The 21,748-nt window shown below is 37.9% G+C and carries 17 protein-coding genes; 10 read left to right on the top strand and 7 right to left on the bottom strand.

Features of this window, described 5'->3' with window-relative positions; all coding sequences use genetic code 11:
- The first annotated feature begins 4 nt into the window (after positions 1-4).
- The 5 genes from E7480_01115 to E7480_01095 all read left to right on the top strand — a co-directional run bounded on the left by E7480_01115 (position 5) and on the right by E7480_01095 (position 4,304).
- Complete coding sequence (locus tag E7480_01115) at positions 5-874, top strand: UTP--glucose-1-phosphate uridylyltransferase (GenBank protein MBE6903194.1); 870 nt, start codon at positions 5-7, stop codon at positions 872-874.
- Positions 871-2,082 carry a dihydroorotase gene (locus E7480_01110; protein ID MBE6903193.1) on the top strand — a complete coding sequence of 404 codons (1,212 nt, stop codon included), beginning with the start codon at positions 871-873 and terminating at the stop codon, positions 2,080-2,082. Before E7480_01115 ends, E7480_01110 begins: the two co-directional genes overlap by 4 nt.
- A gap of 1 nt (position 2,083) precedes the next feature.
- A complete protein-coding gene (pyrF, locus tag E7480_01105) occupies positions 2,084-2,995 on the top strand; it encodes an orotidine-5'-phosphate decarboxylase (protein MBE6903192.1) in 912 nt (303 codons plus the stop codon).
- A 2-nt stretch (positions 2,996-2,997) separates the two neighbouring features.
- A complete protein-coding gene (rimI, locus tag E7480_01100) occupies positions 2,998-3,426 on the top strand; it encodes a ribosomal-protein-alanine N-acetyltransferase (GenBank protein MBE6903191.1) in 429 nt (142 codons plus the stop codon).
- A 170-nt stretch (positions 3,427-3,596) separates the two neighbouring features.
- Positions 3,597-4,304, top strand: a complete 708-nt coding sequence (locus E7480_01095; GenBank protein MBE6903190.1) for a hypothetical protein — start codon at positions 3,597-3,599, stop codon at positions 4,302-4,304.
- 97 nt (positions 4,305-4,401) lie between these two features.
- On the opposite strand, the gene E7480_01090 is transcribed toward E7480_01095, so the two are convergent.
- The 7 genes from E7480_01090 to E7480_01060 all read right to left on the bottom strand — a co-directional run bounded on the left by E7480_01090 (position 4,402) and on the right by E7480_01060 (position 14,118).
- Positions 4,402-5,241 (bottom strand): helix-turn-helix domain-containing protein, encoded by an 840-nt coding sequence (locus E7480_01090; protein ID MBE6903189.1) that lies wholly within the window; start codon positions 5,239-5,241, stop codon positions 4,402-4,404.
- 26 nt (positions 5,242-5,267) lie between these two features.
- Positions 5,268-7,394 carry a hypothetical protein gene (locus E7480_01085; GenBank protein ID MBE6903188.1) on the bottom strand — a complete coding sequence of 709 codons (2,127 nt, stop codon included), beginning with the start codon at positions 7,392-7,394 and terminating at the stop codon, positions 5,268-5,270.
- Positions 7,395-7,406: 12 nt separating this feature from the next.
- Positions 7,407-8,990: a right-handed parallel beta-helix repeat-containing protein gene (locus E7480_01080; protein ID MBE6903187.1), complete on the bottom strand. Its 1,584-nt coding sequence runs from the start codon at positions 8,988-8,990 to the stop codon at positions 7,407-7,409.
- A 98-nt stretch (positions 8,991-9,088) separates the two neighbouring features.
- Positions 9,089-10,657 (bottom strand): extracellular solute-binding protein, encoded by a 1,569-nt coding sequence (locus tag E7480_01075; GenBank protein ID MBE6903186.1) that lies wholly within the window; start codon positions 10,655-10,657, stop codon positions 9,089-9,091.
- A 19-nt stretch (positions 10,658-10,676) separates the two neighbouring features.
- The gene (locus E7480_01070) at positions 10,677-12,200 is read right to left on the bottom strand and encodes an ADP-ribosylglycohydrolase family protein (GenBank protein ID MBE6903185.1); all 1,524 of its coding nucleotides are present in this window, start codon (positions 12,198-12,200) and stop codon (positions 10,677-10,679) included.
- Between the two features lie 50 nt (positions 12,201-12,250).
- On the bottom strand, positions 12,251-13,168 hold the full coding sequence (locus E7480_01065; protein MBE6903184.1) for a carbohydrate ABC transporter permease: 918 nt from the start codon (positions 13,166-13,168) through the stop codon (positions 12,251-12,253).
- Positions 13,162-14,118, bottom strand: coding sequence for a sugar ABC transporter permease (locus E7480_01060; protein MBE6903183.1), 957 nt, complete (start codon positions 14,116-14,118; stop codon positions 13,162-13,164). The genes E7480_01065 and E7480_01060 overlap by 7 nt, the downstream gene beginning before the upstream one ends.
- Before the next feature lie 328 nt (positions 14,119-14,446).
- On the opposite strand from E7480_01060, the gene E7480_01055 reads away from it, so the two are divergent.
- From E7480_01055 to E7480_01035, 5 genes are read left to right on the top strand one after another with little or no spacing between them, the layout of a single operon-like run.
- On the top strand, positions 14,447-15,421 hold the full coding sequence (locus tag E7480_01055; protein MBE6903182.1) for a hypothetical protein: 975 nt from the start codon (positions 14,447-14,449) through the stop codon (positions 15,419-15,421).
- Positions 15,422-15,431: 10 nt separating this feature from the next.
- A complete protein-coding gene (locus tag E7480_01050; protein ID MBE6903181.1) occupies positions 15,432-16,940 on the top strand; it encodes a hypothetical protein in 1,509 nt (502 codons plus the stop codon).
- A 20-nt stretch (positions 16,941-16,960) separates the two neighbouring features.
- Complete coding sequence (locus tag E7480_01045; GenBank protein MBE6903180.1) at positions 16,961-18,481, top strand: hypothetical protein; 1,521 nt, start codon at positions 16,961-16,963, stop codon at positions 18,479-18,481.
- An 8-nt stretch (positions 18,482-18,489) separates the two neighbouring features.
- The gene (locus E7480_01040) at positions 18,490-20,235 is read left to right on the top strand and encodes a DUF4185 domain-containing protein (protein MBE6903179.1); all 1,746 of its coding nucleotides are present in this window, start codon (positions 18,490-18,492) and stop codon (positions 20,233-20,235) included.
- 13 nt (positions 20,236-20,248) lie between these two features.
- The gene (locus E7480_01035) at positions 20,249-21,736 is read left to right on the top strand and encodes a DUF4185 domain-containing protein (protein ID MBE6903178.1); all 1,488 of its coding nucleotides are present in this window, start codon (positions 20,249-20,251) and stop codon (positions 21,734-21,736) included.
- Positions 21,737-21,748 lie beyond the last annotated feature (12 nt).

The following is a 21,748-nucleotide window of genomic DNA, read 5'->3' as shown; positions in this document are numbered from 1 at the left end:
AACAATGAAGATTAAAAAAGCGGTTATTCCTGCAGCGGGCTACGGAACACGTATGCTTCCTGCTTCAAAGGCTATTCCCAAAGAGCTTTTACCTATCGTTGATAAGCCTGCAATTCAATATATTGTTGAAGAGGCAGTAAAATCGGGAATAGAAGATATAGTTATTATTTTATCCAGAGGTAAAAGTGCGGTTGAGGACCATTTTGACCGTTGCCCCGACTTAGAGGGTAAGCTTATTTCCGGAAATAAAGCAAAGGAATTAGAGGCTTGTCTTAACGTGGCAAACCTTGCAAATATTTGCTTTATACGTCAAAAGGAAATCAAGGGCTTAGGCCACGCTGTATGGTGCACAAAATCTGCAATAGGTGATAATCCTTTTGCTGTAATGTACGGCGACGATGTTATTATGGGTGATATTCCTGCTACAAAGGAGCTTTGCGATGCATACGAGGAGTATGGCTTGGGAGTTGCAGGAATTAAAGAGGTTTCCCGTGAAGCTATCGTTAAGTACAGTTCTTTGAAGGTTGAGCCTCTTAAGGATAAGATATATAAAGTTACTGATATGATAGAAAAGCCCAAGCCCGGACAAGAATACTCTCTGTTTTCAATTTTGGGAAGAGTTGTATTACCCAGTGAAATCTTTTCAATAATTGAAAATACACCCCCCGGAGCAGGTAATGAAATCCAGCTTACCGACGCTATGAAAACCCTTGCAAAAACAAAGGGAATGACAGGCGTTGACTTTTCGGGTACAAGATATGATATGGGCAATAAGCTTGGAGTTATGCAGGCTTGCGTTGAAACTGCATTAAAGCACGAGGAAATAGGCGCAGATTTCAGAAAATATTTACTTGAGTTGATGAAAACACTATGAGAATTCTCTTAAAAAACTGTCCCGATGATATACTTATTGAGGATAGAATAATTTCTAAGATAGGTAAAGATATAAATACCGATGCAGATAAGGTAATAGACTGTAAGGGACTTTATGTTTCTTCGGGCTTTGTGGATTTGCACTGTCATTTGAGAGAGCCGGGCTTTGAATATAAGGAAAAGATAAGCACAGGCACTCACGCAGCGGCGGCAGGCGGTTTTACTGCTGTTGTAGCTATGGCAAATACAAAGCCTGTATGTGACAATGTTGATACGGTAAGCTTTATTTTAAATGAGGCAAATCAAAACGGTTATTGCAAGGTTTATCCTGTTGCCGCTGTTACAAAAGGCTTTAAGGGTGAAGAGCTTACAAATTTTGAAGAGCTTAAGAGAGCAGGTGTAAGGGTATTTTCTGATGACGGAGTACCTGTTGAAAATGCTCTTATGATGAAAAATGCTATTATAGAAGCCAATAAGCAAGGCGTAATAGTAGTATCTCACTGCGAAGAGCCTGTAAGAGCTGAAAATGAATGGAAAAATCCAAAAAGCTCCGAAATAATTATGGTGGCAAGAGAGTGTATACTTGCTAAGGAAACAAACTGCCATATACATATAGCGCACGTCAGCTGTAAGGAAAGCGTGGAAATTATAAGAAGCTATAAAAAAATGGGCGCAAAGATAACTGCAGAAACCTGTCCCCATTATTTTTCACTTACTGCTAAGGATGTTGAAAAGTACGGTACAAATGCAAAAATGAATCCGCCTCTTTGTGATGAAGAGGACCGTATGGCTATTATCGAAGGGCTTGTTGACGGCACTATTGATGCTATTTCAACAGACCACGCACCTCACAGTGAAGCTGAAAAGCAAAAGGGCTTATTCGATGCTCCTAACGGAATTACAGGCTTGGAAACAGCATTGGGAGTGAGCATTACCTATCTTTATAAAACGGGATATCTTTCCCTTGAAGAAATTTGCAGGAAGCTAAGCGCTAATCCTTGCAGTATATTAGGAATTGATCACTCAATAAAAGAGGGTAATATTGCAAATATTACGGTGTTTGATGCTCATAAAAAATATACATTTGATAAAAGCAAATCCCTCTCCCTTGGAAGAAATACTCCTTATGACAGCTTTGAGCTTTACGGTAAAAATATGCTTACAATATCTGACGGCATAATAACTTATAATGAAATAATCGGAGGATAAGATGGACAGACTTATTGAAAAAATACTTGAAAAGAAAAACCCCACAGTAGCAGGACTTGACCCGTTGTTAGACTATATTCCTTCATATATAAAGGAAGCTTCTTACAAAAAGTTTGGCAAAACCTTAGAGGGTGCGGCGAATGCTGTATGGGAGTTTAACAAAAGCTTAATTGATGCTCTTGCTCCTATAGTTCCCGCAATTAAGCCTCAGTCTGCATATTATGAGCTTTACGGCTATGAGGGCGTTAAGGTTCTTGCAAAAACTATTGAATACGCTCAAAGCAAGGGAATGTATGTAATAACAGACGTTAAAAGAAACGATATAGGCTCAACAGCAGGAGCTTATGCAGATGCATATCTTGGAAAAACCAAGGTCGGCGATGTTGAGCTTTCCGCTTTTGGCTCTGACGGACTTACTGTAAACGGCTATTTGGGAAGTGACGGACTTGTTCCTTTTGTAAGCTATTGTAACGAGAGTGATAAGAGCATTTTTGTCCTTGTAAAAACCTCAAATCCTTCATCGGGCGAGCTTCAGAATTTAAAATATGAATCAGGAAAAACTCTTTTTGAAACTATGGGAGAGCTTATAGAAAAATTAGGTGCTGATTCCATAGGAAAATACGGCTACAGTAACGTGGGTGCAGTGGTTGGAGCAACATATCCTCAGGAGTTAACAGAGCTTCGCAAAAAGTTTAAAAATATGTTTTTCCTTATTCCAGGATACGGCGCACAGGGCGGCGGTGCAAAGGATATTATCGGTGCCTTTGACGAAAACGGCATAGGCGGAATAGTAAATTCATCAAGAGCAATTATGTGTGCATACAAAAAAGAGGGCTGCGACGAAAAGGATTTCGCGGCAGCAGCGGCAAGAGAAGCTATACGTATGCGTGATGAAATAACTGCGCTGTTATAAAAATGAATATAAAAAAACTTGACATATCTCATCTGGAAGAGGTTTCGCAAATTGAAAATAAATGCTTCAACGACCCGTGGAGTATAGAAATGTTAGAGGAAAGCTTTGAAAACGGATTGTTTTTCGGCTACTTTTCTCAGGATCTTCTTTGCGGTTATATTCTGATATATTTTGTATTGGACGAAGCAAATATAATGAATGTAGCAGTTTTACCCGAATTTCGTAAAAACGGCTATGGGGACGCTCTTGTAAAATACGCTTTAAAAATTGCCAAGGAAAAAGAATGTGTCAGAGCGTTTCTTGAGGTAAGGCAGAGCAACATAGCAGCACAAACGCTTTATCAAAAAAATAGCTTTGTAATTGACGGAATACGGAAAAACTACTACTCAAATCCAACAGAAAACGCAATTTTAATGCATTGTGAGATATAATAGAAAATGTTAAAAGCTGTCTTGCTCAATAAAAGTAAGACAGCTTCATTTTTGAATATAAATGCATATTTAATTAAAAAATTGTTGACAAATTTTGTTAATTATAATAATATATGAATATAAATTAGGTAGATATCAATGCTTTGCTTGATGAAAAGGAGGAAATAAAAATGAAAAAAGCAAAATTTTCTGTTTTAGCTTTTGTTTTGTTAATAGCTGTTTTGTTAAGTGCTTGCAATGGAAAAGCCGATGATGATTCAACAAGCAGGGAAGCTGTAGACAGTATGGCAGAACAAACAAATACAGAGGATATATCTAATGGGAATGACAATGCATCAACAGGCTCAACAGCAATAGTAACAGAAACAGAAGAGGATTTAAAAAGATGGATAAAGACAGGAGCAGTTGAATGGCATTTGAAGAATGAGGATCCCAACAAAAATGAAATTTACTATCCGACGCTTATTCTTGACGAAAAAGCATATTTATTTCCGTATAAGTTAATGGAGGAGAAAGAAGAAAAATTTCATATTGAGCCTATGGGAAATCATACGCTAACTTACAGTAGCAGAGTAAAAATCGGGGATGATTTGATAGGATTTTGGTTTTTAATAAACGCTTATAAAACAGATACATCTAAAGGAAGCAATGAAGGCTTAAAAGCGTTTTTGAGTATTGATTTATATAATAAGTATAATTTCAAAAAATACACTGTTAAAAATACTGATTATTATGTAGATGAAGAAAAAAAACAATTATATTTCTTTTATGAATCATATCTTTGTAAGGTTTATTATTATGATATAGAATCAAAAGGAACCTCGATTGAGAAAATTCTTGACTACTGTGTTTTAGAAAAAAGATATGTAGATAAATAATTTTATCTTATATTTTAATGCATTGTGATTTATAATATAACAGCTCTGCTTAATTTTGAAGCAGAGCTGTTGTTTTGTTATGAGAGAAACAAGTCTTTTATTTTTTCACTTGCTTATGATGCAGCTTATACAAAGCAGGAGTAACACCCATTTGTGCTTTAAATGCAGAGAAAAAGCTTTTTACATCACTAAAGCCCACCTCTTCGGAAATCTCCTGTATGGTTTTTTCGGTGGTCATAAGAACAAGTATAGCTTTGTCAACTCTTACCTTGCGCAAATATTGGATTGCGCCCATTTTCATTTCTTCCTTAAAAAGCTTGCAAAGGTAAACCTGGCTTATAGTCAGATGATTGGCAATGTCATTAAGATTTATTTGCTCTTTATAGTGTTCATTTATATAATTTATTGCCATTTTTATAAGAGATTTACGGTGGCGCTCGGAATAAGAGATTGTGTTATCCTCTCCCGCTAAGCGCTTGAGCTTTAAAAGAAGGGCATAAAGCTGATATTTAATAATTTCAACGTGTTGACTTTGCTTGAGATTGTATTCATTGAGCATTTCAATAAGATTGTTGGAAATGCTGAGAGTGAATTTATCGTTATATTTTTTTGTTTTGAGAAGTATAGGGTCAGTAACAGTAATAAAAGCAGGAGTCCATATGCAGTTTAGCCATCGGAAACTGTCATCGTCCTTATCAGGAGTGAAAAAATGCTTATCTCCGTAGTTTATGAGAAATATGTCTCCGGGCATAACTCTGAAGGTCACACCGTTAATAGTGTGAGTTCCTGTTCCGTTAATTACCGCTATAAGCTCATAAAAATCGTGAGAATGTTCAACGGAAGCATCGTTATTTTTACTTATATCAAGATAGATATCCTGATGAGGCGGATAAAGGTCATTTAAAGCATAATGCTCTAACATTTTATATGGTGGCATATATTTTTACCTCCCATTATCAAAAATCAGATTTTGTGTAAATAAACAAGTTCTGCGGAGAAATTATAAGGAAGATTAAACTCAATACCGCTTTGGGCTAATTGACTGCTACTGATAATTTCTTGCTTTCCGCTTGGGAAAAATTCAAGCTTATAGTCGCCGTTTTTAAGTCCGCGGGGTTTTATTGTGAGCTTATCTTTGCCGTTTTCGGGTCTTTGAACACAAATAATAGAAGAAGTTTTGTCACAGTTTCTTATTTCTAATGCTCTGTCGATATTATTTTTATAGTATTTGAAATCCTTGGTATAATGGATTGTGTAGCAGGAGTAGAAAAGCTTCCTGTATTTTTTATAAAGCTTTACAGCTTGAAGCAATATCTTTTTCTTGCTTTCAGACTGCTTAACAAGATTTCCGCTTAAATGCATTCTGCCCATCATTGAGTTAGTTAATGCAAAAATATAGTCTTCTTCTGTAAATTGGTCTTCAAGATAGGACCAGATACCGCACTGTGATGGGTGTATAAGCTTGGAAACGTTGTAGTAAAGAGCGCCCATAAGCTTGTGGCTTGCCTGGTCGGTTATAGATGCCATATCAGTACGTGAAAGCATACCGTATTCAAGACGCATTCCGCCGCTGGAGCAGTTTTCTATTATAAGCTGAGGATATTTTTCACGAATACTGTCAATCCAAGCGTAATAGTCCATTCTGTTTTTGTGAAGTCCCTGTCCTACATCGCCGTCGTCAGTGTCGCAACCGGGGGCAGAGTCCATATTATAATCTATTTTTACGTAGTCAAAGCCCCATTCAACTATTTTGTCAAAGGTTTTGGTTGCATAATCACGGCCCTTTTGGCTTGAAAAATTCAGAAAATGTCTTTTAGCATCGCAAACAGGACGGCCGTCTCTCATAAGAATCATATCGTAATCGTTGTAAATGTCAGCCATAGGTCCTATAGCCTCTATTTCACACCAGATTCCCGATTTCATACCCTTTTCTTTGATGCGGTCTGTTATGTATTTAAGTCCGTGGGGAAAACGGTTTTTGTCATATTCCCATTGACCTGCCATAACCCACCAGTCATTTTTTGGGGGAGTTTGCTCGCAAAACCAGCCTGCATCGGTAACGTAAATGTCTACAGAACAGTCCTTAAGAGTGTCAAGCTGTTCAAGGATTTTTTCTTCTGTAACGTCAGCCTGCATATAGGGCCAATCGTTATAGATAACGGGTAAATCCTTATCAGTTTCAGAACGGTGAATAAGAACATTTTGCTGATGCAGATGCATATGATTAAAGGCTTTTTCAAGATTTCCGTAAGCTGTAGTAATAGAAGCACGAGGGGAGCAGAAGCTTTCCTTATTTTTGAGAATTTTGTTCCAATGAGCGTGTAAATCGTTGCCCATTCCGCCCTGAGTATAAAACCAGCCCTGATTGTCAAGGTCTGATGTGCCGATTTCAAAACGCCACGCAGAAGAATATTCATAGGAAACAGCAGTAAATATTTTGGAGTTTTTCTGTTCTATAACAAAATAGGGGAAATATTGCTGACAAACCCAGGTTCCTGTGCTTTCTATTGCATAACCGTTTCTGCAATAGTGGTCAAGAACACCCAAATCAGCAAAGCTGTTGCGGTTTGGTGTGCCCTCGTAGCTCCATTGAGAACTGAAGGAATGTAAATATAAATCCTGACAGGTTTCGTTTGAATAGGGGAAATTTGAAAGGGTAAAGCTTGAAATGTGGTTTAAAAGTATATCATTACCCGATTTGTTTTCAACCTCTGTATATCTGCGTATAGCAGGGGAGTTTTGATAAACCTCGTAATGAAGCTTTATCAAAAGATTTTTTTCGGGACATTCAAGAGTAACTATATTGTCTGTGCCGCCGGGAATACGTTTTCTTTTTAAGGAGCGGAAAACGGAATTTTTTGAAGTTTCGGTATAAAAGGCTCTTACTCCGTGAGAAATAACAAAGGGCTCGTGGTCAACCTTTAAAACAAATTCAAAGGAATAATGTGTGCGGTATTTCTCGAAAAGCTCCTGAGCACTCATTCCTTTAAAGCAGCAAGAGGGTATAAAACAGCCGTGGAACAAATGGCCCTCGTCGTCTGTACCTATTATGTATCTGTAATATTTATTTTTAAATTCAAAAGCTTTCATAATTTTACCTCTTTAGTTTACATTTATATTTTCACATTTTGAAATTTTAAAGGTTTTTTCAGTTACTCCCGAGTCAATAAAATTATCCTTTACTGTGATATTTGAGCCGTGCTCAAGTATCATAACGGGGTCAGAACAATTTTTAAAAGTATTATTGTAAATTTCAATATTTCTGAAAGGAGCATAGTCGGAGGTTTTATCGGGGATATTGGATATCATATCAAGACAAGATGTCCAATCTCCGCAGTTTACGTCGGTAAAGGTGTTATTCCTTATAACAAGTCCGTCAACTCCGCTTCCCTCATACCAAAGGCCTACAAGAGCTTCAAGCATTATAAATATTGCAGCCCCTTCAGTACGGTAAAAACGGTTGTTTTCCACAAGACCGTTACTGCACTGTAAAAGTAAGCCCCTTGCTCTGTTTTCGTGGAAATAGTTGTTTCTGATAATGTAGTAATTACTTCCGAAGCTTTTGTTTACAAGCATATAGCCTTCTTTAATTTCTTCGGGTATTTTTTCATTGAAATATACTATGGTGCGGTGGTTTTCCAAGGGCTCTATTTTATCTATTGTTAATTTTTCTGAAAGGGGAGAAAAATCGCACCTGTGAATTTTAATTATATCGCCCTTTTGTCCGTAAGCCTCGTTTTTAAAAAGTATGCTTTTTTCGTCAAGCTTTTTATCTACAAAGAAATGGCAATCGTGAATGTTTACATCATCGTCGCCCATAGCTGAAAAATCACAGTTTTCAATAATTATATAGCCGTTGGACTGAATTATATGTATACCGTCGCCGTCAGTTGAAATATAACGGTTGGAGTTGGGACGTACACATATCTTTTCACCGTCAAAACGGATATGGTGGCTCTGACCGCTTACCATATGGGTCATTCCTCTGCTGCCGTAAATGGTGTTGTCCTTAACGGTGATATGGGTACAGTTGTTTATATGTATAACACATCCGCTTCTGAGAGTCATATTGCGGAGAAGATAAATTTCGTCTTTTTTAATTGGCTTCATATCCTCCTGAGTATAATGAAGCTCAAAAATGTGGTTGCCTTTATATATTCTTTTGGGAAGAGAATCGGGATATACCCAGATTTCCTTTCCGTCAGGCGCACCGGGAGTCATATATTTAGGGTCAAATTGATTGAAGGAGTTTACTATAAAATCGGTATCCTCGCTGTCATTGTTTAAAAACTCAACTGTCATTACAGAGCTTTGAGTATCGTTTTCTATTATTCTTACTACTGTTGCATAGCGCATAGTATCCCAGTCAATGTCCATAATACAGTTTTTAAATAAAACTCTTTGAGAGTTTTCTATTAAGAACATTTCGGGCTCGTGGAAGATAAATTCGGAATTTTGTCCGTCAAAGGTAAAGTCGGACATTTCCGCAAATGTTATAAAGCTTTTATTTTTAAAGTGATATATACCTTTTTCAAAATAAAGCGTAGAAATATCATTTTGCTTGCAGTATTCAATAGCTTGTATAAGCTCTTTATCATTACTGTCCTTTTCGGGACATACGCCAAAAAATGAAGCACATATGGATTTATTGCTTTTAGGATTGGGAAGCTCTACTGTAAATTCCATATAAATTCCCCTTTAAGATTAAAAAGCAGGAGTGTTTAGTGCAAAAGCATATTTGAAATTTAAAATGCTGCTGCAAAACACTCCTGCATAAAGTTTAATTATTTGCTAAGAAAGCTTAAAGTAGCTTTGTTTTCGTTGTAAAGCTTTGTGTAGTGCTCGTAAACTTGTTTACCGCCGAGATTTTCCCATTCTTTTCTTAGCTTATCCCACTCAGCATCGGTGGAAGCAACCTTACCTGTAATCATATCAAGAGTTCTTGAGTAAAGAACGTTTCTTGAATCGGCAGATTTAGTTGCGATATCAACGGGAAGAGTAGTCTGGAAATATCTTGTTACGTCAAGATGACAGTTGTTAAGAATTTCGTCGGTGTTACAGCTGTCGTATGCCTTTGCAGACTCAGCAGGTCTTGAGTTATAAGTGTATAAAAGCTGAAGCCTTGTAAATACGTTAGCACCGTGGAAGCCCTTAAGGTCATTAAAGGTTTTTACTGTATCGCTAAGTTTATCAGCGGGAACAGAAAGCTTTTCTTTACCTGTTTCAGGGTCCTGACTTCTTTCGTAGGTTACGCCCTCAAGGCCGTAAAGTACGAGGTCAGAGTTTTCCTGATTGTTGTAGTACCAATTCATATATTGGAAAGCTTTTTCTGTGTTCTTACCGGTTACAGGGAAGGAGATAATATCGCTTCCGAAGCCGGAGGAGTAGTATTTCTTAGTGTCAGCCTTGAAAGGAATAATCCATTTCATATCAAGGTTTTTCTGTGCGTTGTAGGAGTTAAGTGTTGAATATTCAAGCTGGTATACGTTTGCAACGTGAATACCTACCATATCCTTTGAAATAAGGCTGTTGATAGTATTTTCGTCACCATTTGTTACAAGGTCATCAATGTAGCCCTTCTTGTACCACTCAGCAAGCTTTTCAACAAACTTTCTGTATCCGGGGTCAAGATATTTAGGCTGAACGTTGCCGTTTTCGTCAACATAGTCGCCGGGATGGTCTGTAAACATTCCAAGGAAAACAAACTCCATAATGTCTCTGTTACCTGCCATAGGAATAACTTTTCCGTTGGGGTTGATTTCTTTATTGGTCTTTATAGCTTCGCAAAGTGCTTCAAGCTCTGCAAGGCTTGTGGGAAGCTCTTTGTTAAGCTTCTTAAGCCAGTCGCCTCTGATCCAAAGGCCGTAGCTTATGGGGAAGGAACAGGTGGGAATACCGTAAACCTTGCCGTTGATTGTACACTCAGCCCAAGCATTTTCGGGGATAAGATCCCAAAGATCAGGAGCATATTGGTCAATAAGAGGCTTAATATCAACAAAAATGTCTTTTTCTGCATAGCCTGCTGCTGTGCCGTTGGTGGTACGGATAAAGTCGTAGCTCATTTTGTTTGCAAGGTCAAGAGCAAGCATTGTCTCATACTGGTCAACATAGGAGTTGCAAACAACGTTTACTTTAAATCCAAGGTCATTGTAAAGCTTTTCGTTGATGGCATCCTGTACTTGTTTTTGATATTCGTAGGATTGTTCAAGAGCATATCCGGGGAAAAGTATGGATATGTTGTAGGTGTCTTTGTCAAGCGTTTCGTCGGTTTTGTCGCCGCAGGATGAAAGAGTAGCAACCATAAAGCTTAACATCATAATAACTGCAAGAAATAGACTAAGTTTTCTTTTCATGATTTTTCTCCTTTTTCAATTAATTATCTTTATTTCCCAGAAGGAATACAACGGGAACATAGATACAAGTGGTTCTTCCGTCAATTGTCAGCTCAAGAACAAAACGCTCTGTCTGCTGAGGCTCTGTAACGGTAAATTCAAAAGAAAGTGTTTTTTCGGAATGCTTTCTTGAACCCTTGAACATAAGGAAGAATCTTCCGTTCTGTGCAGGGGATACAGTAGCTCTGTCGGGCAATAACCAACGATAGTTGATAATATCACCTGTTTTGTATTCGCTGATTACAGTAACGTTTATTTTTCTGGGTGTGTTTTCAACAATGTAGCAGTCGTCAGAAAGATAGTCAACTGTAACAGTATAGAAATCTGTGTGATAATCCTGAGAGCTGAATCTCTTTTTAGCATTGTTTATAAATTCATCGGAAGCCTTGAAATCAAGAGCATTTTCATATTTTGAGGTATCAATTCCGTCCTTGGCATTGGGCAGACTGTATTGTGTAGACATTATAATATGCTGCTTGTAGATTCTTTCAGCCAATTCGTCAACAGTCTGGGGAAGAATGTCACCGTAAACGCCAAGTTCGCCAAGATTAAGAGTACCAACGGAAATCTTGTTTCCGATAGGCTCGCTCCATTTCTTGTCTATTTTACTCATACCGTGAATAATACCGAAGGTTGCACCTGCAGTACCAACTGTACAGTCTGTATCCTCGCCAAAGAAGAATGCGCTTTTTACAGTCTTGTCAAAATCGCCTTCACCGTAAAGAATACCTGCAATAACTATTGCAACGTTGAGAGGACAGTCATATCCCACAGGACCGTCAGCAAAGCCTTTTGCCTTATCTTCGGGAGCTACTATCTTCCAAGCGTATCCACGGTATTTCTCGAGAAGAGCATCTCTTACTTCGTCAAGAGTTGCCTTATTTTTATACATTGTTACAACATCGGTAATCGCATTGTAAAGTCCTGTTGTTTCGGGAATGTATGTAAGAGCTGTTTCAATAAGAGAATCTATATCACTGTTTACAAAAGCAAGGCTCTGAAGAGCAGCAAGGAATACCTCGCCCCAAGTGCCTTCGCCGTTACCGTGGTCAATAACTGCATCGCAAAGAGCATTTGACGCTGCAATTTCAGGGTTACCGGGAGTCAGACAAGCCCAGATTTCAGAACGAATCCAAGCACCGTTAGAGTGCTTGAAATCTTCATTGTTGACAGTTCCGCTCATAGGAGGTCTTATTCCGGCACGCATATTTATTTTTGAAATGCCGTACTCTGCCCAGTGGGGAGTGATATATCTCTGCCAGTATTCACCTAAACGCTCGCAGTCAAAGTTAATTCCTTTTTCTTCAAGCATAATAAGCCAGAGAAGCTGAATATCTAAATCGTCATTAGGCATGGGAAGAGTAAGTCTTTTGTCATAGCCGTCAGCGAAGTTTTTCTGACGGTGTCCCTCTTCAAGAGCACCCAAAGTGCCGCCTATGTTTTTACCGGTAAAACAGCCCATAAGCTTGTCATAAAAAATTTTCTCGTTAATAATCATTTTCAAATTGGCAATACGTGTGTATTTGCCAACCTCCTTTTATGTATTTTAAAAAATTAACCTTTTACCGAACCAATCATAATACCTTTTACAAAATAACGCTGTAAGAAGGGATAAGAAGCGAGTATGGGAGCAGTACAAACAACAACTGCCGCCATTTTCAGACATTCTGTGGGAGGGAACGCACCCGAAACGGGCATACCCATTGTTGTTGACGGGTTGGTTGACTCCAGAACTGTCTTAAGGAACATCATTATAGGCCATAGGTCTTTCTGATTTGAAAGGTAAAGTAATGCTGAATACCAGTTGTTCCAGGAGCCTACCAATACAAAGAGTGTCAAGGTTGCAAGAATAGGCTTGGAGAGGGGGATAATAATACGGAAAAGAATTTTCATATATCCCGCACCGTCAATAAAGGCGGATTCTTCAAGCTCTGCAGGAAGTGCTGAGAAATAGTTTCTTACAAGAATCATATTCCAAGCTGAAAAACAACCGGGTAATATCATACAAAGCCACGAGTCAGCAAAGCCGTATTCATTCATAAGAATATATGTAGGAACCATACCTCCGCCGAACAGCATTGAGAAAAGAACATATCCTAAAATTGCTGTTCTTCCGGGGAAATCTTTTTTCGCAAGAGGATAAGCAAACATCGAGGTAACAATTATCATTAAAACCGATGTTGAAACAGCAATAATAACAGTGTTTATTGAAGACCTTATTATATCCTCGGAATATTTGAAAAGGAATTTATAAGCCGCTGATGAAAATTCTTTCGGGATAAGGGTTACACCGTAATTTGCAAGGGCAGCTTCACTGGTAAAGGAAGCTGAGATAACGTAAAGAAAAGGAACAAGGAAGCAAGCGGAAAGAAGAATTATTGCAATATAAACAATAGTCATTCCGATTTTTTCTGAGGTGCTCAGCCTGATACGATTTCTGATTTTTGTTTTTGTTGCCATATTTATCACCATATCCCTTCATAACCGAGCTTTTTGCTTATCTTATTTGTAAGAAGGATAAGTCCTGCTCCGAATACAGACTGGAATATTCCAACCGCTGCAGCAGAGGAGAAAGCACCTGAAGCGATACCGTTTCTGTAAACCCAGGTATCAAAGGTCTCGGAAACTGCTGTGAGTGCAGGAATGTATCTTTGACCGCCTGTGAAGAGATATATCTGCTCAAAGTCGGAGCCGAGAAGAGAGCCCATTGTAAGTATAAGCTGAATTGCTATCATAGTGGAAATTCCGGGAAGTGTTATATGTATAAGACGTTGCCATCTTCCCGCACCGTCAATATATGAAGCTTCATATATTTCCTGGTCAATTCCCGCAAGGGCTGCAAGATAGATAATGGAGCCCCAGCCTACACTCTTCCAAACGTGAGAGCTTACGATAAAGGTGATAAAGGTTGAAGGATTTTTTGTAGGATCGGAATACTGAAGGCCTAAAGCTTCAAAAACGCCCTTGAAAACGCCTGTATAATCTGAAAAAACAATTTGACAGATACCCATTACTATAACCCAAGATAAGAAATAGGGGAGATAGGAAATGGTCTGAGTGATTTTCTTGAATTTCACTGCTTTGATTTCATTTAAGCAAAGCGCAAATACTATAGGAAGAGGAAATCCGAAAAGGATTTTCAATGCGCTTATTTTTACAGTGTTTCCTAAAATTTTAGTAAAAGATGCGGATAGAACGAAGGATTTGAAATTGTCAAGTCCTACAAAACGGCTACCGGTAATACCTTTAATTACGTTAAAGTCCTGAAAGGCAATTGTTATTCCGTAAAGAGGGAGTATATGGAATAGGATAAACCATAAAGCGCCCGGAATAAGCATAAGGTAAAGTACTCTGTACTTTTTAAGCCTTATCTTTAACGGAGTAACACCGGTATCTAAGGTTTTAGTTTGAGCTTTTGCCACCTTAAAAGGCCTCCTTTTGATGTTTTTCGCAGCGCTTCAAGGTGTTATGACAAAAATCGAAAATTAATATACAAACACCTATTCACAATGCATATACACGAATATTATATCACAATCGACTTAATTGACAATACCATTTTTTATCCTGGATATCCATTTTTTTATAAACAATATTGATTATTAATCCAAAAAAACTCAAAACAATGTGAAATTTAACATAGATAATATAAAAATTCACCGATTGAATATAATTTTTGGGATTGAAGATTTTTTGATATGTGGTAAAATCAAAATGTAATATAGTATGAAGATTGGGGAGGAGTATATTATGGTAAATTGGGAGAGAATACCAAGCCCTTATATTTCAAGTCCTTATACCAATATTTACTGTCCGTCGGGACAGATTTACAAAGGTGTTGACACCACACATTTTAAAAATAATACTTATTACGAAAAATGGAATATAAATGACTTTTGTGTCCTTAAAGCGAGAGACGGTAAGTGGCACGTATTTGGTATAATACATCCCGAGCCCCCTGATTTTTATGATAGCTTTAATTTTGATGAAATGTATGTACACGAAGCTGAAAATCAGCTTTTCCATATTAGCTTTGATACAATAGAGGGCTTGCTCAACGGCGAAAAGGTTACTGAGCACGATATTGTAATGTATCCTCAGATGAGACCCGGAGAGCCTGAAGAGTGTTGGGCGCCTGCTGTAATAGATGACGGAAAGCAGTACCGTATGTTTTATACACCTTATACAATGCGTACTGCAGTTTCAGACGACCTTTTTAACTGGAAGGCAACGGGAAGCGTGTTTGACGATAATATGACTGCTTCGAGAGACCCTTTTATATATAAGGAAGATAACATTTATTATATGATATATAATTATGACGAGGAGCTGTATGTAAGGCAGTCAGAGGACCTTGTCAACTGGAGCGAAAAGGAGCTCTTTTATAAAAACACCTTTGCCTTCGGAAGCCAGAAGCTTTATATGGATGTTACAGCTAAAAATGTAAGCACTGAAAGTCCTTGCTTCTTTAAGAGAGGCGACTGGTACTATCTTATGTGGTGTATTTTTGATTCAACCAACGGTGGATATGATAATCGTACTCTTGTTTATGCTTCCAAAAATATCAAGGGCTTTGTGGAGGGACTTACCCCTATTGCGATGCTTCACGGGCATGCACCCGAAATAATTTGCGAAAACGGAAAATATTATATATTCAGCGTTTTCCAACCGGAAAACGGCTTAAATCTTGCAAGAATAGATTTTGATTGTGTCGCTAAAAAATAAGGAGAGTTCCATGAAAAGAATATTTGTCCTTTTATTATGTATAGCTATTTTAATTCCATTGTGTTCTTGCGCTGTTTCTGAAAATACGGATGCAATAATGTTTTCAAAACAGAAAAAGCAGATTGAAGGAACGGCGGTTATATCTTCAAAAGGAGTAGTGTTTGACAGCTCTGCAAGAACTCCGACTTTTACATATACACCTGAAGCTCCTATCGGGATTTATAAAAAAGGAATATTTGAGCTTTGTTTAAAGAATACCACCGATAAAACGAGCGTTGAAGTCAGCTTTATTACAACACAGGACCCGGAATGGACAGCTTTTAAAAAGTTTGATTTGCCAATTGAGCCCTGCGAAGATTTTAAAAGCTTCAGTATTGACCTTTCAAAAACTTACGGATGGCTTACAGAAATTACAGGCTTAAGATTTAAGGTGAAGGATATTTCTCAGGGCGAAATAGTTATCCGTTCCTTTGAGATTAAGGACGGCGGAGAGTATTATCTTGAAAATATTGAATACTCGCCTCAAGAGGTATATCTTTCAAGAACAGAGAGAATGAGAAAAGGAATTATCGGACCTGACGGAATACTTGGTATCTGGAAAAACAAAAACGGTCAGCTTTCCTTCCTTGCTTGCTCTGACGGTAAACCTATGGTAACTCACGGTACTCCTGAGTCACCCTTCGAAAAAGTTATATCTTCAAACGGTTATATAGAAAATATGGACTGGGTTGAATACAGATACTGTTCACCCAATCAGATAGTTAAAAATCCCAATAACGATGAGCTGATCGGAATAACACATCTTGAAAGAAATTTGCTTGGAGGCTGTTATGTTGCTACCATAGGCTTAAGCGTTTCAGAGGATGACGGAGAAGCCTGGACATTTTTGGGAGAAATAATCTGTCAGGACGTACCTATAGATCAGCATCCCAACGTTTCAAGGGATATCGGTAACGGAACAATACTTATGGATGACGAATATCTTTACATATTTATAGCTGACGTTGAGGAAGAAACTTTGGCTCACGGCCTTGCAGTGTGCAGAGTAAATCTTAAAGAGCTTTATGAAACAACAGCTAAAAAAGAGCTTCCAAAGGCTTATAAGTATAAAGATGGGAAATGGGACGAGCCCGGCTGGGAAGGCAAGTTTGACAATATTCTTCCCGAAGGAATAGTACCTAATTTCCATTATCTTACTTATAATACTGAGCTTGAAAAATATATAATGGTTTTATGCTGTTCTCCTTACTATACTTCCAATGACGGCGATATAATGATGCTTGTCAGCGATACCCTTTACGATTTCAGAAATGCAAAATATAATTATCTTTCAACTGCAAAGGCAGGAGAACAATATCCTACAATTGTATCTCTTGAAGGTGACCAATTAAAAACAGGTAAAGAATTTTATGTATATTTCTGCAGTTGGAACGCATTTGATGAAAACGGAGTATCTAATTGGCAGCTGCTTTGGGGCTCAGCGCAGTATGTAAGACATAAAATAACAATTTCAAAATAATAAAAGCAGAGGTAAATAAAATGAAAAAGACAATAGCTTTAATACTTGTTTTGTGTACCGTAATCGTTCTTTTCTCAGGCTGCGGTAAATCAGCGGAAGATGTGATAAAGGACTATTCAAACGGAATAATTGATTTGAAATATGCAACCGAAAATTTAACAGGAACATTTAATCAGACAAAAGACGGTGTTGTGCTTGACAGTACACAGCGTACCCCTTCTGTTACAGTGTCGGGATTTGAAGCTGACATTGTAAATAAAGGAATTCTTAAAATCACTTTAAAGAATACCTCTGACAGTAAAAATTTAAAGGTTGAATTTATAACAAAATTAGATAATAAATTCGGCGCAAACAAAGAAAAAACAATTGAATTAAAATCCGGCGATAAATTTGAAGAATATACCGTTGATATGTCAGATACATACGGATATCTATACAATCTTACAGGTATAAGATTAACAAGTGATTCCATTTCTTCCGGAAGCATAGTTGTTAAGAAAATTGAAGTTTGCGAAGGCGGAGAAGGATATCCCGAAAAGCTTTCCTTCGGAGCTCCCGAAGTTTATATGGACTTTAGAGCGAGAGCGGCAAAAGGAATAGGCTATTCCCCCGACGGAGAATTGGGCTTCTGGAAGGATGAAAACGGAAATCTTAAGGTTATGTCCTCTCTTATGGGCAAGCTTGTTCTTTCCACAGGTACATATGACGACCCCTTTAAAAAGGTTGAATATTACAGGGGAGAAATAGAAGGCGTAAACACAGACTTATACAGCTATGCATCTCTTGCACAGATAATCAAAGTTCCCGACAGCAATATTCTTTTGGGAATGACACATCTTGAAAATCACGTAGGTTCTTCCGGTAGCGGTGTTCTTGGAATTTCCAAATCTGTTGACGGAGGACAAACCTGGACATTTATAGGCGAAATAATAAGTCATAATCTCGGTCTTGATGTACAGTCAGGCTATTGGAGAGATATCGGAAACGGTATTACATATATGGACGATGAATATCTCTATGTATATGCAATAGACTGGGCAACAGGCAAGAACGGACTTTCAATTTCAAGAGCTCCTTTAACAGAGCTTTATGCGGCAGTAAAAGAAGATAAGGTTCCCTTATTCTATAAGAAATTTAACGGAAAATGGGAAGAGCCCGGTCTCGGCGGTAATTTTGACTCAGTGCTTCCTCAGAAATTAGGTGCAAATTTCTGTCAGGTTGTTTACAACACAGCTATTAAAAAATATATGATGTTTACAACAGCAGGATTTTCTTCGGCTAACAACAGTGATATTGCGCTTCTTATTTCCGACAGCTTTGACGATTTCACAAAATCCGAACCCTTTGCAATAGTTCCTGATATGTACGGTCAGCAGTATCCCACAGTTATAGGTGTTGAAGGCAGTCAAACTCAGGTAGGCGAAGAATTCTATCTGTACTATTGCCATATAACTCAAGGCTATCAAGGCTCAATAGATTGGCAGCTTTTCTGGGGTAGCTGTGAATATAGAAGAATAAAAATTACTTGTAATACAAAATAGGTGTAAATATGTTCAAAAAGAAAATTGCTTTATTAGTGCTTGCGGCAATACTTGTTTTAGTATCCTGTAAAGCAAAAACAGATGACACAGACAGCAGGATTCCTTTGGATAATGGAAGAGTTCCCGTTGAAAATGACAGTTCTTCAAACGGACAAAGCTCATCTTCAACACAAAGTAACGATTCTTCAAGTATTGTGATTACTCCCTCTTCTTCAACTCCTTCGTCATCGACTCCTACTTCAAGCAGTAAGCCGTCTACTGACCAAAAGCCTAAATATGACATTATAAAAACTTATAACGTAAACAAAAGCTCTAAAGATAAGCTTTCTCACGAAATAAATGTAGACAGAGCAGCAAAGGGTTTGGGCTACGTAGGAGTAACAATTAAGAATACTTCAGCGGCAACAAAGCTTACAGTATCTTTTATAACCGATCAGGACCAAAGATACAGTATGAATAAAAGTGTTACAATAGATGTAGATTTCAAGAGTAACACCGAAAAAACTTATGTTGTTGATTTGTCTGACTGTTACGGCTTTTATTCCACAATTAAAAAAATTAAAATAGAAAGCAGTACGGTATTTGACGGAGAGTTTAAGCTTACAAAAGTGGAGCTTTATAAAGGCGGCTCTTTAACACCGCCATTCTCTATCAGCAATAAAAAAATACTGTATACAAGAGATCAGATAAACAGCAAGGTGCCGGGAAATGTTTCTTGGTTTCCCGACGGTATGATAGGAATAACAAGCAATAATAACGGAACCTTTAATTTCTTCTCGTCTTCACCTTTGGACTCAATGAAGCCTACCGCAATATTTAAAGGTACGGTTGATAATCCTATACAAGAATATGTGGCAGAAGGAATAGGCTTTCACAATATAAAGAAGGGCTATGGCCCTGATGAATATAACTATATATCATTAGGTCAGATTTACAGCTTTGGAAACAATGAGTGTCTTTCCTTGGTACATCTTGAACAGCATTTTGATTCAAGTGCAAAATTTGATGAAAATACCTTGGAACGCAGCCACGAAAACAATGCACACTATGTTGCAAGTCTTGGTCTTGCCTATTCCGATGACGGCGGTATGACCTGGTATTACTGCGGTAAAATAGCTACTCACGCTGTAAGCGCTCTTCATCCCTATTACGGAATGGGTAAATATCTTGTAAATGATAAGCCTTATTCAAGAGATATCGGTAACGGTCCGTTTATTGTAAAGGATGGATATATATACGCTTATATTATCGACTTCGATGAAAGAGTGTTTATATCACTTTCGGTAATGAGAGCACCTCTTGAGGATGTTATAGCGGCGGCAAGAGCAAAATCAACCGCTGATAAGCCCACGCTTTTCAAAAAATACTATAACGGAAAATGGAATGAAAACGGCATCAACGGAAAATCAACAAGTGTAATTGATGACGAGTGCCCTGCAAATTTCACCACTGTTATTTACAGCGATTATCTTAAAAAATATATACTTGCACGTTGCTCATCAGTTCTTTTTTCATCCAATGACGGAGATATAGTATTAAATATTTCTGATGATCCCACCAATTTCAAAGGAAAAAATTATTATATAGATGCTTCTCCCAGTATTCAGCAATATCCTACTCTTGTGGGAGATTCCTCTAATCCGGGCTTTGTTACGGGTAAAAAGGTATATCTGTACTATATAGATGCAGAAGTAAACGATACTTTCCTTTGGCATAAAGCAAATCTTGCCCAAAGAGTAATTACCTTTGACTAAAGAGGTGATTTGAATGAATGTAAAAGAAACTGTAAAAAGCTTTGATATATCAAAAAGCTTTTCTGACAAGCTTATCTATGAAACAGAGAATATAGATATAAGCACTAAGGGGCTTGGATATATCGGAGTAACGCTTGAAAATGATACGGATATATCTGAAATTTGTGTCTATTTCATAACGGAAGAGGACCAAAGATATAACGAAGTTAAAAGCGTAAAGGTTGAGATTGCTCCCAACTGTAAAGAGGAAAAAACTTATATTTTGGATATTTCCCGCAGCTATGGCTTTTGCGGAAAGCTTAAGAGAATTAAGATAGAATGCAATTCTTTTGCAGGCGGGGAAATTAAGCTTATAAAAGCAGAGCTTTATAAAGGCGGCTCGCTTATAGCTCCCTTTACTTTAAGCGAAAAAAAGATATCGGCAACAAGACAGGAAATAGTTTCAAAAACTCCCTGTGGACAGTCGTGGTTTCCCGATGGCATAATGGGGATAATGAACAACGGCGACGGTACATTAAATTTCATTTCTTCATCGCCGATAGATAAAATGAAAACAGGAACCATATTCAGAGGAACAGCAGATAAGCCTGTGCAAACCTTTATAAAAGACGGGATAGGCTTTGAAAATGTAAAGCAAGGCTATGGTATAGATGAATTTAACTACGTTTCGTTAGGTCAAATTTACAGATTTGGAAATGACGAATGTCTTTCAATAATTCATCTTGAACAGCATTTTGATAATGAAGCTACGTGGGATGAAAATTTGATCCGTACTCACACTTGTCAGGCTTGTGGTTTTTGTACCCTTGGACTTGGCTATTCTCCCGATAACGGAGAAACCTGGTATTTTTGCGGAGAGGTTGCAACTCATTCGGCGCAGAGAGTACACAGGTACTACGGAATGGGAGAATATAAGATAAACGGAAACAACTTTACAAGAGATATCGGCAACGGCGCTTTTGTTATAAAAGACGGATATATGTATATGTATATAATGGATGCCGAAACGGATTGTAAGTTTTCCTTTGCCGTATTGAGAGCATCTCTTGATGAGGTTATAGCGGCGGCAAGAGAAAAATTGGCGACAGATAAGCCCGAGCTTTTCAAAAAGTATTATAACGGAAGCTTTTCTGAGCCCGGTATTAACGGCAAATCTACATCAATAGTTGACGATGTATGTCCTGCAAATTTCTGTACAATAGTTTACAGCGATTATCTTGATAAATACATACTTGCACGCTGTGCTTCGGTAGTCGGCTCACCTAATGACGGAGATATTGTACTGAATATTTCTTCTGACCCGACGAATTTCAAGGGAGATAACTATTTTATAGATGCTTCTCCCGGTCTTCAGCAGTATCCTACACTTGTTGGAGATTCTGATAATCCAGGCTTTATTACCGGTAAAAAGGTATATCTATATTATATTGACGCAGTGGAAGATGATGACTTTTTATGGAATAAGGCAAATCTTGCGCAAAGGGTAATCACTTTTGATTAAAATAGAAAGAAG

The organism is Oscillospiraceae bacterium (assembly GCA_015067255.1).
In the GTDB taxonomy this organism is placed as follows: domain Bacteria; phylum Bacillota; class Clostridia; order Oscillospirales; family SIG519; genus SIG519.
The sequence above is the reverse complement of the archived record's forward strand: the minus strand, read 5'-3'. Positions and strand labels throughout refer to the sequence as shown.